Annotated in this window: 13 protein-coding genes; 9 read left to right on the top strand and 4 right to left on the bottom strand. The window is 71.3% G+C overall.

The features are described 5' to 3' along the window. The first annotated feature begins 344 nt into the window (after positions 1-344). The 3 genes from ACZ5TL_RS36425 to ACZ5TL_RS36415 are packed head-to-tail and all read left to right on the top strand — an operon-like array spanning position 345 to position 1,524. A complete protein-coding gene (locus ACZ5TL_RS36425) occupies positions 345-635 on the top strand; it encodes a transposase (protein WP_468595075.1) in 291 nt (96 codons plus the stop codon). A gap of 11 nt (positions 636-646) precedes the next feature. Beyond that, positions 647-1,144 carry an IS3 family transposase gene (locus ACZ5TL_RS36420; protein WP_468595074.1) on the top strand — a complete coding sequence of 166 codons (498 nt, stop codon included), beginning with the start codon at positions 647-649 and terminating at the stop codon, positions 1,142-1,144. Further along, the gene (locus ACZ5TL_RS36415) at positions 1,057-1,524 is read left to right on the top strand and encodes a transposase (RefSeq protein ID WP_468595099.1); all 468 of its coding nucleotides are present in this window, start codon (positions 1,057-1,059) and stop codon (positions 1,522-1,524) included. The genes ACZ5TL_RS36420 and ACZ5TL_RS36415 overlap by 88 nt, the downstream gene beginning before the upstream one ends. A 25-nt stretch (positions 1,525-1,549) precedes the next feature. On the opposite strand, the gene ACZ5TL_RS36410 is transcribed toward ACZ5TL_RS36415, so the two are convergent. Beyond that, positions 1,550-1,747, bottom strand: a complete 198-nt coding sequence (locus ACZ5TL_RS36410; RefSeq protein ID WP_468595102.1) for a hypothetical protein — start codon at positions 1,745-1,747, stop codon at positions 1,550-1,552. 280 nt (positions 1,748-2,027) lie between these two features. Between ACZ5TL_RS36410 and ACZ5TL_RS36405 the strand changes: the two genes are divergently transcribed. After that, a complete protein-coding gene (locus ACZ5TL_RS36405) occupies positions 2,028-2,450 on the top strand; it encodes an MFS transporter (RefSeq protein ID WP_468595073.1) in 423 nt (140 codons plus the stop codon). Here the strand turns inward: ACZ5TL_RS36405 and ACZ5TL_RS36400 are convergent. Further along, on the bottom strand, positions 2,374-3,963 hold the full coding sequence (locus ACZ5TL_RS36400) for a long-chain-fatty-acid--CoA ligase (protein WP_468595072.1): 1,590 nt from the start codon (positions 3,961-3,963) through the stop codon (positions 2,374-2,376). The genes ACZ5TL_RS36405 and ACZ5TL_RS36400 overlap by 77 nt on opposite strands. Before the next feature lie 178 nt (positions 3,964-4,141). Here ACZ5TL_RS36400 and hemA point away from each other — a divergent pair, with 178 nt between their 5' ends. Beyond that, positions 4,142-5,338, top strand: coding sequence for a 5-aminolevulinate synthase (hemA, locus tag ACZ5TL_RS36395; RefSeq protein ID WP_468595071.1), 1,197 nt, complete (start codon positions 4,142-4,144; stop codon positions 5,336-5,338). A 67-nt stretch (positions 5,339-5,405) separates the two neighbouring features. On the opposite strand, the gene ACZ5TL_RS36390 is transcribed toward hemA, so the two are convergent. Together ACZ5TL_RS36390 and ACZ5TL_RS36385 are read right to left on the bottom strand one after the other, a co-directional pair. Next, a complete protein-coding gene (locus tag ACZ5TL_RS36390) occupies positions 5,406-7,178 on the bottom strand; it encodes an ABC transporter ATP-binding protein (protein ID WP_468595070.1) in 1,773 nt (590 codons plus the stop codon). A gap of 12 nt (positions 7,179-7,190) precedes the next feature. Then, positions 7,191-8,918 (bottom strand): ABC transporter ATP-binding protein, encoded by a 1,728-nt coding sequence (locus tag ACZ5TL_RS36385; protein WP_468595069.1) that lies wholly within the window; start codon positions 8,916-8,918, stop codon positions 7,191-7,193. 408 nt (positions 8,919-9,326) lie between these two features. Here ACZ5TL_RS36385 and ACZ5TL_RS36380 point away from each other — a divergent pair, with 408 nt between their 5' ends. Genes ACZ5TL_RS36380 through ACZ5TL_RS36365 form a run of 4 tightly spaced genes read left to right on the top strand, consistent with a single transcriptional unit; the run spans position 9,327 to position 15,013 of the window. Then, complete coding sequence (locus tag ACZ5TL_RS36380) at positions 9,327-10,349, top strand: NAD-dependent epimerase/dehydratase family protein (protein ID WP_468595068.1); 1,023 nt, start codon at positions 9,327-9,329, stop codon at positions 10,347-10,349. Positions 10,350-10,366: 17 nt separating this feature from the next. Then, positions 10,367-12,307, top strand: a complete 1,941-nt coding sequence (asnB, locus tag ACZ5TL_RS36375) for an asparagine synthase (glutamine-hydrolyzing) (RefSeq protein WP_468595067.1) — start codon at positions 10,367-10,369, stop codon at positions 12,305-12,307. Beyond that, positions 12,297-13,508, top strand: coding sequence for a glycosyltransferase family protein (locus ACZ5TL_RS36370; protein WP_468595066.1), 1,212 nt, complete (start codon positions 12,297-12,299; stop codon positions 13,506-13,508). Before asnB ends, ACZ5TL_RS36370 begins: the two co-directional genes overlap by 11 nt. After that, positions 13,505-15,013: an asparagine synthetase B family protein gene (locus tag ACZ5TL_RS36365; RefSeq protein ID WP_468595065.1), complete on the top strand. Its 1,509-nt coding sequence runs from the start codon at positions 13,505-13,507 to the stop codon at positions 15,011-15,013. The genes ACZ5TL_RS36370 and ACZ5TL_RS36365 overlap by 4 nt, the downstream gene beginning before the upstream one ends. Positions 15,014-15,015: the final 2 nt, after the last annotated feature.

Genomic DNA, 15,015 nt, shown 5'->3' with positions numbered 1-15,015 from the left:
GGTTTGGGTTTTTTGTTTTTTTGTTGGGAGGGGGGGAGGGGGGGGTGGGGGGGGGGGGGGGGGGCGGGTGTTTGGTGGGGGGGCAGCACCCCCCCCCCCCCCCCCCCCCCCCGACCGTTTTGGGTGGAGCCGCAGGTCCCGGCAACGGGACGGGGCTTGGGGTTGTCGCCGCACGTTGCTCTCCGGTTGACCTGTAGGCCCGCTGACGGCATCGGGCTGAACACGTGCGCCGTCGTGGCTGTCCGCGCCCGGGAGGCAGCGGGTGCCCGCAGACTTCGCATGCCCCCAGGGGTGTCGGTGCCGGGTTCCGGGGTTGGGCCGGTGGGTGAAGCTTCCTCTTGATCGTGGGAAGCGAGTACACGAAGCGGTACACCGAGGAGTTCAAGCGGGACGCCATCGCGCTCGTCGATTCCTCGGGCAGGACGGTCACTGCTGTCGCCCGGGAACTCGGCATCAGCTCCGAGTCCCTGCGGGGCTGGTACCGCCGGGCGAAGGCGGACCGGCGGCCTCCAGACGAGCCCGGGTCCGGCGAGCTGACCAGCGCCGAGCGCGAGGAGCTCAAGCGGCTGCGCAAGGAGGTTCGCGAACAGCAGCAGACGATCGAGATCCTGAAAAAGCGACGGCCTTCTTCGTGAAGGAGAACCCGGTGAGCGAGCTGTACCGGTTGATCCATGCGGAGAAGGCGACCTATCCGATCGTCCTGCTGTGCCGGGTGCTGAAGGTCGCCCGCTCCTCCTACTACGCATGGTGCGAGGGCGAGGCCGCCCGCCGCGCTCGTCAGGCCGCCGACGACACGCTCGCGCACGAGATCACCGTGGTGCACATCGCCTCCCGCCACGCCTACGGGGTCCCGCGCATCCACGCCGAACTGCGCCGCCTGGGCCGGCGGGTGAACCGCAAACGCGTCGCCCGCGTGATGCGTGAACACGACATCCGTGGTGTCACCCGCCGCAAGAGGCGTTCGCTGACCCGGCCTGATGTGAAGGCGAAGCCGGCCCCGGACCTGATCGGCGCGACTTCCATGCCGAGCGCCCCGGGACCAAGCCGGTCGGCGACATCACCTACCTGCCCACCGCCGAGGGCTGGCTCTCCCTCGCCTGCTGGCTGGACCTGGCCACCCGCGAGGTCGTCGGCTATGCCATGACCGACCACCACCGCGCCGACCTCGTCGTCGACGCGCTCGACATGGCCCACGGCCGGGGCGGACTGGAGCCCGGTTGCGTGGTTCACAGCGATCGCGGCAGCGAATACACGTCCACCCAGTTCCGGGAACGAATAGGGAAGTTCGGGCTGCGGCAGAGCTGCGGACGCACCGGATCATGCTTCGGCAACGCTGCCGCGGAGAGCTTCTGGGCCCTGCTCAAGGAGGAGATCGGCACCCGTACCTGGCCCGACCGGGCCACCGCCCGCACGGAGGTCTTCACCTTCATCGAGACCTTCTACAACCGCCGCCGCCTGCGCAAGCACAAGACCTTCGGCTATCTCACCCCAGCCGAGACCAGGCAAGGCACCAGCACGCCCTAGCGGCATAACAATCACGTGTCCGAGGTCACGGGGAGACTTCAGAACCCATGCTGAGCGCGCCCGTGCCCGAGCCGCGACTGCGGCCGGGCTGGGCCGCGGAGTTGAAATGGGACGGTTCGGCCTCCAGCGCGGCGGCCAGCATCCGCCTGGCGCCCTCCCGGACCATCTCGTCGATCAGGGACCCGCCTCGTGTCGATCCGTCCTCGGTGACTACCGTGAGCATGGGCGTACCTTCCCAGCCGACGGGCCAACGTCGGCCTACTCGATTCCAGTCAATCGATCACCCGGGAAGGTACGCCCTTCGCGTCCAACCCGAATCCGATCCACAGGTCTTGAGCATTGCTCGTTCGGCCCCGGCGGCCGGGCGCTGTACGACCCACGCCCCGGCGACCGGCCCGCTGGGACCGGGGCGGCGACTGCCTGGCCCTGTCGTTCCTCGTCGCCGCGCCGGTGACCACTCACCGCCTGTCGGCCTCCGGCCCCGCCTGGCCCCGGCCCTCCTCATGAAGCTCGCGGACAACTCGGCCTGGGCTCCCCTCGCGGCGCGTGTCTTCCGGGCACTGTGGGTCGCGCAACTGGTGTCCAACACCGGCACCTGGATGCAGACGGTCGGTGCCCAGTGGCTTCTCGTGGGTCACAGCGCCGCCCTGGTGACGCCCGTGCAGACGGCCTCCAGTCTCCCGGTCGTCCTGCTCGCCCTGCCCTCCGGCGTGCTGGCCGACCGCTACGACCGCCGCAAAGTGCTGCTGGCCGCCAGTTCGCCATGCTCGCCGTCTCCCCTGAGTGCCGTCGCACAAGCCCTGATCAACACTGCGGCCGTCGGCGAGACAGCGGGACTGAGGGGCTCGGTCACGAACCTTCGGGTGACGGCCTGGCGGTGGCTGGGGTGGTGCAGTCTCCGAGCAGGGCGACAAGCTCCCGTTTGAGGACCTTCCCGCTCGGCCCCACGGGAAGGGCGGCGGCGAACTCCACGCGGCGCGGGTACTTGAAGGAGGCGATGCGCAGACGGCTCCAGGCGATGATGTCCTCCGCGAGGGACGCGTCCGTCGCAGCACCGGGGCGGGGGACGACGACCGCGCATATCTCCTGGCCGTAGCGGGCGTCCGGGACACCGATCACCGCGGCCTGGGCCACGGAGGGGTGGCGGGACAGGATCTCCTCGACCTCGCGCGGGTACACGTTGTAGCCGCCGCGCACGATCATGTCCTTCTTCCGGTCAACGATCGTCAGATAGCCCTCGGAGTCCTTCACTCCGAGGTCGCCCGAGCGGAACCAGCCGTCCACGAGCGCGGCCTCGGTGGCCTCGGGATCGTCGAGGTAGCCGGCCATCACGTTGTGGCCGCGGACCACGATCTCGCCTACCTCGCCCGGCGGGAGCAGCACGATCGTGTCCTCGGTACCAGCCCGGGCTATCTCCGCCTCCACGCCCCGGATCGGCTTGCCCACGGTCCCCGGCCGCCGGGGCCAAGCCGGCTGGTTGTAGGCGACGCAGGGGGAGGTCTCGGTCAGGCCGTAGCCCTCGTAGACCGGACAGCCGAAGGTCGTCTCGATGTCCCGCAGCACCCGGACCGGCAGCGCCGAACCCCCCGAGTACGCCCGGTCGAGCGGCGGGCGGCGGGCGTCCCGGGCCGCCGCCTCCAGCAGTGCGATGTACATCGTCGGCACGCCCATGAAGACCGTGCAGCCCTCGCGCACCATCAGGCCGAGCGCCTCGTGCGGTGTGAAGCGGGACATCAGGACGAGGGTCGCGCCGGCGCGGAAGCAGGTCCCCATGACACAGATCTGGCCGAAGGTGTGGAACAAGGGCAGGCAGCCGAGAAGGACGTCGGCGGCGCGCATCGCGAAGGGTAAGAGCCTCGTCGTGTCGATGTTCATGACGACGTTGAGATGACTGAGCATGACGCCCTTGGGACGGCCCGTGGTCCCCGAGGTGTAGAGGACCAGCGCGATGTCGTCCGGCGCGCGGGGCGCCGGGGCCTCGACCGGCAGGGCCCGGGCGGCAAGCCTGTCCAGCGCCGTCCCGCCTGCGTCGTCGTCCGCCTCCACCCTCAGCAGCAGCACCTCCGCGTCCTTCGCCGCCCGCTCCCCCTCCCCGAGGAGCGCTCCCGCGCACAGCACGGCCCGGGCCCCCGAGTGCCGCAGGATGTACGCGATCTCCTCCGCCTTCAGCAGCGTGTTCACCGGTACGACGGTCGCGCCGAGCGCGAGGACACCGAAGTACACCGCCGGGAAGACCGGCGCGTTGGGCAGCAGCAGCGCGACCCGGTCGCCGGGGCCGACGCCTCGGGCGCGCAGCGCCGCCGCGTACCGGCGTGCGGCGAGCCAGAGGTCGCCGTACGAAATGCGTCGGTGGCCGGCCACCAGCGCCGTGCGGTCGGGACAGCGCGTCGCGGAGTCCGCGAGCACATCCGCCGCCGAGAGCGTGGCACCGCCCCTCATCGGCTCGGGCCGCGCATTCCGGCACGGCCGGAAAAGGCCTTACAAATCCACGGGAAGGAGATTTCACATTCGGTCATCGATGCTCCGCTTTTCGTGCGAACGCGCACTGTGCAGGGACCGCAGCGCATCCTACGATGAGGCGCGGCGGAGGGAAAGCGACAGAGAGCGAGTATGAGACATGTCCGAGTACATGGATTTCTTCGCACGCCTTACGCAGGAGACGTCCGAGCGGAAAAGGGAGTTCCTGGAGCTCGGCCGCATCGCGGGCCGCTTCCCGGCGGCCGACACGGTGCACCATGGCGAGATCTCGATCTGGTGCAGCAACGACTATTTAGGTATGGGCCAGCACCCGGACGTTCTGGCGGCGATGAAACGTGCCGTCGACGAATGCGGGGCCGGCTCCGGCGGTTCGCGCAACATAGGCGGGACGAACCGCTACCACGCCGCATTGGAGGCCGAACTCGCCGCGCTGCACGGAAAGGCGGACGCGGTCCTGTTCACCTCCGGGTATTCCGCCAACGAGGGCGCCCTCTCCGTGCTCGCCGGCCGCATCGACGACTGTGCCGTGTTCTCCGACCAGTTGAACCACGCGTCCATCATCGATGGTTTACGGCACAGCGGAGCCCAGAAGTTCATCTTCCGGCACAACGACTGCGCGCATCTCGAAGAACTGCTGTCCGGTGTGGATCCACACCGGCCCAAACTCGTCGTGACGGAGTCCGTGCACTCGATGCGCGGCGACATCGCGCCACTCGCGGAGATCGCCGACATCGCCAAGCGGTACGGGGCGGTGACGTTCCTGGACGAGGTGCACGCCGTCGGCATGTACGGCCCCGAGGGAGCCGGCATCGCGGCGCAGGAGGGCCTTGCACCCGCGTTCACCGTGGTCATGGGGACGCTGGCCAAGGGCTTCGGGATGACCGGCGGCTATGTCGCCGGGCCCACCGTTCTGATGGACGCGGTCCGGGCCTTCGCCCGCTCGTTCATCTTCACCACTGCACTGCCGCCCGCGGTGGCGGCGGGCGCGCTCGCCGCCGTGCGGCATCTGCGTGGCTCCCAGTGCGAACGTGAGCGGCTCGCGGTCAACGCCGCCCTGCTGCATGGTCTGTTGCGGGACACGGGCATCCCCTTCCTGTCCGATCAGACTCATATCGTGTCGGTCCTCGTCGGCGAGGACCGCCTGTGCAAGACGATGTCGGCGTTGCTGCTGAAGCGGCACGGCGTCTACGTACAGGCCATCAACGCGCCGAGTGTGCCGGCGGGCGAGGAGATCCTCCGGGTGGCGCCCTCCGCCGTGCACGAGGCCGACGACGTCCGCCGGTTCGTCGAGGCGCTGGACGGCATCTGGACCGAGCTGGGCGCGCCGCGCGGCTGAGTCCCACCGCCACCGTCCCGAGTTCACGTCACCCCTGTCCCGGGTTCACCGCGTCTCTGTCCCGGGTTCACCGCGTCTCTGTCCCGGGATCGCCCTGCCGCTGTGCCGGGTTCGCCTGGATCCGGCGCATCTCGGCGGACTCGGCCAGTACTTCTTCCCAGGTCCCCACCGCGTCCACGCGCCCGTCCTTCAGTACCACGACTCGGGCTGCCGCGCGTAGCAGAGCGGGCCGGTGCGACACCGCGAGGACGGTGACCGAGCCGTCCAGCAGTCGCGTCCACAGGAGTCGCTCGGTCACGGGGTCCAGGGCGCTGGAGACGTCGTCCAGGACCAGGAGCTGGGGGCGCCGGGCCAGCATCCGGGCGATCGCCGTCCGCTGGAGCTGACCGCCGGACAGCCGCAGGCCCCGCGGACCGACGACGGTGCCGGCGCCGTCCTGCATGGCCGCCACGTCGGGGGCGAGGACGGCGATGTGCGCCACGTCCTCGAAGATCCTTTCGCCGCCGCCAGCGCCACCCTCGTCGCCCAGGCCCAGCAGGACGTTGTCGCGCAGCGTTCCGCTGAACAGGCGCGGATCCTGGGGCGTGTAGCCGCACCGCGGGGGCACCAGGAAGCTCGCGGGATCGGCGATCGGTTCCCCGTTCCACAGCACAGTGCCCCGCTCGAGCGGCAGCAGTCCCAGGACGGCCCGTATCAGCGTCGACTTGCCCGCGCCGACGCCGCCGGTGACCACCGTGACGGAGTGACGTACGACGGTCAGGTCGACGTCCTCGACACCGCGCTCCGCACCGGGATGCCGTGCGGTCAGCCCACTTACGGTCAACTCCCTCAGCTCGGGAACCCCTTCGGGAACGGGCGCCGGTTCCTCAGCCGGCGTCCGTGGCCGCTCTCGGAGAAAGTCCGCGATCCGGTCCAGTGCCACCGAGACCCGCTGCAGTCGCACCGAAAGGATCCCGATCGAGGCCAGCGCCTCGGCGAGGATCTGCAGATAGAAGGTGAACAGCGCCAGGTCCCCGACGCTGAACGTCCCGGTGTTCGCCCGGCCCGCCGTCAGCAGCAGTACGACGCCGACGCCGAGGGGGGCCGCGTTGCCGATCACGGTCCGCTGCACGCCCGCGAACAGTTCCTCGCGCACCGCCGCCTTCGCCCGCACGGCGTTCAACCGGTCGATGTGCGCGGCCACATGGTCCTCGGCGGCGGCCGTCTGTACTGCCTTCACGGCCCCGACCGCCTCCCGCAGGGCACCCGCGACCTCGGCCGACGCGGTACGAGTGGCGCGCCGGAGGCGGAGGAACCGGCCGTGGACCGCCGCCGTGACCACCGTGATCAGGACCAGCAGCGCCAGCAGCGCGCTCGTGACCACCGCGTCGATCCGCATCATGACGGTGACGGAGACGACGACGAACAGCCAGTGCGCGAGGTTGGTGGGTGCCCAGGCCACGAAGAAGCCCGTCTCGTCGACGTCCTCGCCCACCACCCGCAGCCCCTCCCCCGGAGCGGTACGGGCCGCGGCTGCCCGCCCGCGCAGGGCGGAGCCGAGCAGTTCCCGCCGCAGCCGGGCCGTGGTGCCGTACTGGACCCGGGGCTCCAGCCGGTTGATCATCACGCCGAACTGGAGGCACAGCCGTGCCCCCTCGATCGCGGCCACCCAGGCGATGAGCAGCCAGACCCCGCCTCCGGCGCCCATCGCGTCGAACAGCCGCTGGAACAGCAGCCCCACCGCCAGAGTCCCGGCCCGCAGCAGCACCCACAGCCCGGTCAGCGTCCAGTACGCGCCCGCCGAACCGCGCAGCACGCCCCCGAGCCGCCCGAACGTGCCCCGTCCGTCGATGTCGGCCACCCTCCCGCCCCGTCAGCCGGCGCGCAGCAGTTCGTGGAAGCGCGAGGTGGGGTCCGCCGCGAGCACGGTCTGCTCCCCGTGTTCGACCACCGACCCCGCGTCGAGGACGAGGACGCGGTCCACGTCGCGCAGCGCGTGCGGCCGGTGCTGGACCACGACGGCGGTCCGCCCCTGGAGCAGCCGCTCCACCGCGGGCATGAGCAGCCGCTCGGTGTGCGGGTCCAGCCGGGCCGTCGGCTCGTCCATCAGGACCACGGCCGGATCCCGTAGGAACACCCTGGCCAGCGCGAGGAGTTGCTCCTGACCTGCGGACATCCCCCGCGCTCCCGCGCCCAGCACGGTGTCCAGACCATCGGGCAGCTCGCGCACCCAGTCCGTGAGCCCGGCCTCGTCCAGCGCGGCGCTCACCCGGCGGTCGCCGACGGAGTGGTCGAAGAAGGTGAGGTTGTCGCGGAGTGTGGCATGGAAGATCTGCACCTCCTGGGTGACCAGGGCGACCCGGCTGCGCAGCATCCGGGGGTCGAGTCCGGCCACGTCCTGGCCGCCGACTTCGACCCTGCCGCTGACCGGGTGGTGCAGCCCGAACAACAGCCGGACGACGGTCGACTTGCCGCTCCCGGTACGGCCGACGATGCCGAGCCGTTCGCCGGGGCGCAGCCGGAAGGAGACGTCACGCAGCACCGGTTCACCGGGGTCGTACCAGAAGGACACCCGGTCGAGTCGGGCGCCCAGCGGTCCCGCAGGCAGCCGGCGGGTGCCGGTGCGCACGACGTCGTCGTCCTGGCGCAGCAGCTCCTGGAGGCGCTGCACACCGACCGCGGCCTCCTCCAGGTCGTGGAAGCGGGTGGTGACGGCCAGCAGCGGGCGGCGCAGCAGCATGGCGTACGACAGGCAGGCGAAGGTGGTCCCAGTGGAGATCTGCCCGCGGTCGTGCAGCCACACGCTGACGGCCAGGGCGAGGACCACGCTGGCGGTGGACAGGCCCTGGACCGTGGCGGGCCAGCGCACGGAGACCTGAGCCGCGCGGCGGACCCGCCGGTACAGCTCGGCCTGCCGGGTCTCCAGGGCTCGCAGGGTGTGGGCGGAGGCTCCGTTGGTTCGCAGGTCGTCGGCGCCGGCGAGGCGTTCCTCCAGGAAGCCGAGGAGTTCCGCGGAGGAGGTCTGCCGGGCGGCGACGAAGGGCATCGCCCTGCCCACGAGCCGGCGCAGCAGCAGGAGGGTGCCCCCGGCGAACGGCGCGAAGACCAGGGCCAGTCGCCAGTCGAGCTGGAACAGGGCGGCGAGGATCCCGACGACGAGCAGCATCTGGGCGAGTACTTCCAGGACCAGCGCGGACATCACCGCGGCGAGTCTGGTGACGTCGCCGTCGACGCGGTCGACGAGTTCGCCGGGCGGGTGTTGCTGGTAGAAGCGGGAGGGCCGGCGCAGACAGTGGGCCACCAGGTCGGCACGCAGCCGGTTGGTGGTGCGCCAGGCGAGCCGCGCGGCCACGGCGTCGCAGCCGATGGTCACCACGAGCAGCCCGAGGGCCGCCGCCAGGTACCAGGCGGCGACCGCGAGCAGGACGCCGGAGGGGCTGTGGGACAGTGTGTGGTCGATGAACCGTCGCAGCATCTGGGGTGCCACCAGCTGGAGCCCGATGCCCAGCGGGACGAGCACCGCGAGGAGGAGGACGGACGGCCGTTCCCCGCGCAGATAGCGGAACAGTACGGAGAGCTGCCGTAACGGACTGCCTGCCAACGCGTTCCTCCCCCGGGCGGCGGAAGGCCTCAGCTTAAAGTCCGTTCCCGGCGGTGGGAATGACACGTGCACCGGTGGACCGGTCACACTCGGTCTCTGTGCCGGGAGGAACCCGGGAATGACTCATCCGCATGCGGAATACGACCTGCCACTTGGTGCCGGATCGATTTGGTCCGAAACGCCGTTGCTGCCGATTCCTCGCGCTGTTAGACTCCACGGGTCTTCTGGGCAATTCGCCTTGCACGCCGTCGCTGCGCACCAAGCAATCTCGGCCATATTCTGCCGGCACTCCGCACGTCCGAGCCAGCCGAGTTCCCGTATCCGCAGTGGACCGGCGCCCGGAGACAGCACCAGCACGGAGCACCGCCTTGAATGACCGGATGCCAACGGAACCAAGGGGGATTCGCCATGTCGGGTGACGCGCACGACGGGGTTCAGACCGCGGGAAAAGCAGTGGTCACCGGTGCCGCGGGTTTCATCGGCTCCCATCTTGTCGAGGCGTTGCGGCGCAGCGGCACAAACGTGGTGGGCATCGACCGGAAAGCGAGCTGGGCCACCGGTGAGATTTCGCCGTCCGCGGAGCTGGGGTCTCTCCAGGCGATCCGCGCCGACCTCGTCTCCGCAGATCTTTCGGCTTGTCTGGAAAATGCCGCCACGGTCTTCCACTTAGCCGCATTACCGGGTGTGCGTCCGTCCTGGACACAATTCCCGGAGTATCTCCACTGCAACGTGCTGGCCACCCAACGCCTCATGGACGCCTGCGTCCGTGCCGGAGTGCCCCGCGTGGTGATGGCCTCGTCCTCCAGCGTGTACGGCGGCGCGGAGGGCACCATGAGTGAGGACGACCTCCCTCGCCCGCTGTCCCCCTACGGCGTCACCAAACTCGCCGCGGAACGGCTCGCCCTTGCCTTCGCGGCCCGCCGCGACGCCGCCCTGGCGGTGAGCGCCCTGCGGTTCTTCACCGTCTACGGCCCCGGCCAGCGCCCCGACATGTTCATCGGCCGGGTCATCCGCGCCACCCTGGAGAACAAACCGATCGAGGTCTATGGCGACGGCACCCAGATCCGCGACTTCGTCCACGTGTCGGACATCGTGCGCGCGCTGATGCTCGCCGCGACAGGAGCGGAGCAGGGCAGCTGCGTCCTGAACATCGGCACGGGACGTGCCGTGTCGATGAACGAGGTCCTGGCGCTGACCGGCGAGCTGACGGGCAGGACGCCCGACGCACGGTACGGTCCGGCGCGCATCGGCGACGTACGCTCCACGACGGCCGACGTCGGACGGTCGCGGCACCACCTCGGCTTCACCGCGCGCACGAACCTGCGGGCCGGGCTGGCCACCCAGATCGAGTGGGCCAGGCAGTCGCTCGCCCCCACGCCACCGCACGAGAGCGCCTCGTCGGCCCGGATGGCGCCCACTCACCGGTCGTAGCCGGAATGTGCGGCTTCGTGGGATTCAGTGACATCAGCGGTGGCCAGGAGGCCGCCCGCTCCACGGCCGAACGGATGCTCGACGCGGTGGCGCACCGCGGCCCCGACGGCAGCAGCTGGTGCCACCACCGCGGCGTGACCTTCGCGCACTGTGCCCTGACCTTCGTCGATCCCGACCGGGGCCGGCAGCCGTTCGTCTCCGCGAGCGGCGCCACCGCGCTCGTCCTCAACGGGGAGATCTACAACCACGAGGAGCTGCGCCGCGAACTGCGTGCCACGGGCGCCCGGTTGCGCACGGCCGGCGATACCGAGGTGCTGGTGGAGCTGTACGAGCGGTACGGCATGAAGGTGCTGGAGCGGCTGCGCGGCATGTACGCCTTCGTGCTGCACGACGCCCGCACCGCGACGACCGTGCTGGTCCGTGATCCGATGGGCAAGAAGCCGCTCTACTTCACGCGGGTCCCCGGCGGGATCGCCTTCGCCTCCGAGCTCACCGCGCTGCTGCGCCATCCCCACGCCCCGCGCACCCCGGACGTGCGGGCCCTCGCCGGCTATCTGACGCTCCAGGCGTTCTGCGCGCCCGGCTCGGCCGTGACCGGCGTGCACAAGGTCCGCCCCGGCAGCTACCTGGAGCACTCCGAGGGCCGACTGCGCGAGGTGGAGTTCTGGCGGCCCCGATTGACGACGGCCGCACGAACGCCGGACCGGCGGGAGGCCGCCGCACGCTTCGATGAGCTGTTCCGGACCGCGGTCGCCCGCCGGGTCACCAGCACGGAGCACCGGCTCGGGGTGCTGCTGAGCGGGGGCCTCGACTCCAGCGCGGTGGCCGCCGTCGCCCAGCAACTGTCGCCGCGGCAGCCAGTGTTGACCTTCAGCGCGGGGTTCGAGCAGCCCGACTTCGACGAGAGCGCGCACGCCCGCTCGGTCGCCCGGCACCTGGGCACCGAGCACCACGTCGTCCGCATCGGCGGACGTGATCTCGCCGACGTGGTGGAGTCGGAGTACGCCCGGGCCGACGAACCCCTCGCCGACCCCTCCCTGCTGCCCACCCGCATCGTCTGCCGGACGGCACGGCAACACGTCCGCGGGGTGCTCACCGGGGACGGCGCCGACGAACTGCTCCTCGGCTACCGGTACTTCCAGGCCGAGCGGGCGATCGAGCTGCTGCTGCGGCTGATGCCGGCCCCTCGCCTGGAAGCCCTGGTCCGGGCCCTCGTGCGCAGGCTGCCCGCACGGTCCGGCAATCTGCCCGCCGCCGCGGCCCTCGGCCTGCTGGCACGCGGGCTGCGCGCGGCGCCCGAGCACCGCTTCTACCTGTCCACGGCCCCCTTCGGCCCGGCGGAACTACCCGGCCTGCTACGCCCGGACGCCGGTGCGGAGCTGGCCGGACACGACCCCTTCGCCGAGGTCTCCCGGCTCCTGGACGGCCAGCCGGGCCTGACGGATGTGCAGCGCAGCCAGCTCGCCGTCGTCGCCCACTTCCTGCGCGACGTGATCCTCACCAAGACCGACCGCGGCGGCATGCGCAGCGCCCTCGAACTGCGCTCCCCCTTCCTCGACCTGGACCTCGTCGAGTACGGCAACGCGCTGCCCACCGCTCTGAAACTGCACCGCTTCACCGGCAAGTACCTGTTGCGCCGAGTCGCCGCCGACTGGCTGCCGACGGACATCGTGCGGCGCACCAAGCTCGGCTTCCGCGCCCCGCTGGCCGCCCTGTTGCGCGGCGAGTTGCGCGCGCTGCTGCTGGACACACTCTCGGCACCCGCCCTCGACCGTGGCGGGCTGTTCGACTCCGGTGCCGTGCGGCTGCTGACCGACGACCACCTCAGCGGCCGGCGCGACACCTCGCGCAAGCTGTGGGCGCTCCTGACGTACCAGCTCTGGTACCAGGCGCTTCCCACGCAGACCCCGTCCTCCGCGTGCCTCGACCTCACCGAGGAGCCTCACCGTGCGCCCTGACCGCCCGCACATCCAGGTACTGTCCCCCCGGACCTGGGGGGAGTTCGGCAACTACCTCGCCGCCACCCGGTTCTCCCGGGTGCTGCGCGGCACCGTCGACGCGGAAGTGACCCTGCTGGAGGCGGAACCGATCCTGCCCTGGCTGGGCGAGGCCGGTGCCGAGATCCGCACGATCTCCCTGGAGAGCCCGGACGCGACCGTCCGCACCCGGCGCTACATGGCCCTGATGGCCCGCCTCCAGGAACGTTTCCCCGCGGGTTTCGAGACCGACCCCGCCCCCGAGCAGATCACCGAACTGGCCCCGCTCATCGAGCACCTGCGCGCCACCGTCCCGGACGTGATCGTCGGCACGAAGGGCTTCGTCGCGCGGCTGTGCGTGGCCGCCGTACGACTGGCGGGGATGCGCACGCGGGTCGTCAGCCATGTCACCAACCCGGGGCTCCTCCAGCTGCCGCTGCACCGCACCCCGTATCCCGACCTGACGCTGGTGGGTTTCGCCTGGGCGAAGGACCATCTCCTCGCGCACACCGGCGGTGATCCGGACCGGGTGCAGGTGGTGGGCCCGCTGGTCGCGCAGCACGACCTGCGCAACTTCATGACCAGCGAATCCGCCGCTCCGGCGGCCGGGCCCTGGGGCGGGGACACCGACTCCGGCCGCCCCCGGCTGATCGTCTTCTGCAACCGCGGCGGCGACGTCTACCTGGAGCTCGTGCAGCACATCGCCGCCAGGCACCCGGACACAGACCTGGTGTTCGTCGGCTACGACGACCCCGACCTCGCCCGCCGCGCCGCCGCCGGTGCCGAGCGACTCGCGCACTGGCGGTTCCACAGCCGGCTCACCCAGGCCGAGTACTTCGACTACATCGACCGCGCGTCCAGGTCTCCGTACGGTCTGCTCGTCTCGAAGGCGGGACCCAACACCACGCTGGAGGCGGCCTACTTCGGGATTCCGGTGCTCATGCTGGAGTCGGGGCTGCCGATGGAGCAGTGGGTGCCGGGTCTGATCCACGAGCACCGTCTCGGCCAGGCCTGCGCCGCGCCCGCGGACCTGTTCCGTACCGTCGACGACTGGCTGACCGACCCGTCGGCGATCGAGGAGCACAAGAAGAGCGCGATCGCCTTCGCCGGGTCCGTGCTCGACCAGGAGGCGGTGGCCCGTCGGATCGGGGCCGCCGTGCGGCCTCTCCTGGACGCCCGGTGAAGCCCCGCGTCCGGCTCGTCGCCACACCGGACGGGGTCCGGGTCGAGGGCGACAAGGAGGCCCGGCTCGGACGTCCCCTCGGCGGGGCCGCGCTGGCCGAGGGCCCGCCGCCGGAGGGCGTCTTCGCCGCCTGGGAATGGGACGGCGAACGCCTTCTCGTCCGCAACGACCGGTACGGCATGCACCCCCTGTACCACCGCACCGACGCTCACTCCCTCACGCTCTCCCCCGATCCGCTCGCCCTGCTGCCGCCCGGCGAGAGCGCCGAACTCGACCATGACGCGCTGGCCGTCTTCATCCGGCTCGGCTTCTTCCTCGGCGAGGACACCGCGTTCACCAGGATCCGCGCGCTGCCCCCCGCCGCCACGCTGACCTGGACCCGCGACGGGACGCGGATCCGTTCGGCCGCGCCCGCCGTGCCGAAACCCGCGGACCTCACACGCTCGCAGGCCGTCGACGGCTTCATCGAGCTGTTCCGCGCCGCAGTAGCCCGCCGGCTGCCCACCGAGCCGTACGTCCTTCCGCTGAGCGGCGGCCGGGACTCCCGGCACATCCTGCTGGAGCTCTGCCGCCAGGGCGCGCCGCCGCACCTGTGCGTCAGCGGCGCGAAGTTCCCCCCCGACCCGGGTGCCGACGCCCGGGTCGCCGCCCACCTCGCCGGGCGCCTGGGCCTGCCGCACCGCACCGTCCCCCGGCCACGCTCGCAATTCCACGCGGAGCGCATCGCCAACCCGGCACAGAGCATGGGGACCTTGGACGGCGCCTGGACCCTGTCCCTGCTGGCCTTCCTGCGCCGCCACAGCGGCCTCTGGTACGACGGGATCGGCGGCGGCGAGCTGGCCCAGAACCCCAGCATCGAGCTGATCAGGAAGAACCCGTACGACGTGACGGACCTGCCGGGCCTCGCAGACCGGCTGCTGGCCTCCGGCCGCACCGGAGCACACGTCGAGCACCTCCTCGGCCGCCGAACCCGTGCCCTGTGGAGCCTCGAACGGGCCCGGGACCGCCTCGTGCGGGAACTGGCCCGGCACGCCGACGCCGCCTTCCCGCTCGGCTCGTTCTTCTTCCACAACCGGACCCGGCGGTCCATCGCCCTCGCCCCTTTCACCCTGGGCGACGGCCACGCGGTGATCCACACCCCCTACCTCGACCACGCGCTCGTCGACCACCTCGCCTCGGTGCCGCACCGCCTGCTGATCGACGGCACCTTCCACGACCAGGCGCTGCACAAGGCGTTCCCGGAACACTCCGGCCTGGGGTTCGCCGCCGCCGTCCCACAGCGCCACGGGCCCGCCCTGGTCGGGCACCGGCTGGCGTACCTCACCCAACTGCTCGCCCACACGCTGCGCGCCGAACCGGACTGGTGGCACAGCCGCGACCGGGTCCTGCAGCGGCTACTGGCCGCGGGACGCGGCCGGGGAGCGCCTCGGCGCGTCAGCCGGCTCCAGCCGCTGGCCCTCTACCTGCTCCAGCTGGAGTCCCTCGCGGCAGGGAGAACCGCCTGAGT

The sequence above is a fragment of the Streptomyces sp. NPDC033136 genome, assembly GCF_055578235.1.
This window is presented reverse-complemented; position numbering and strand designations above follow the sequence as displayed.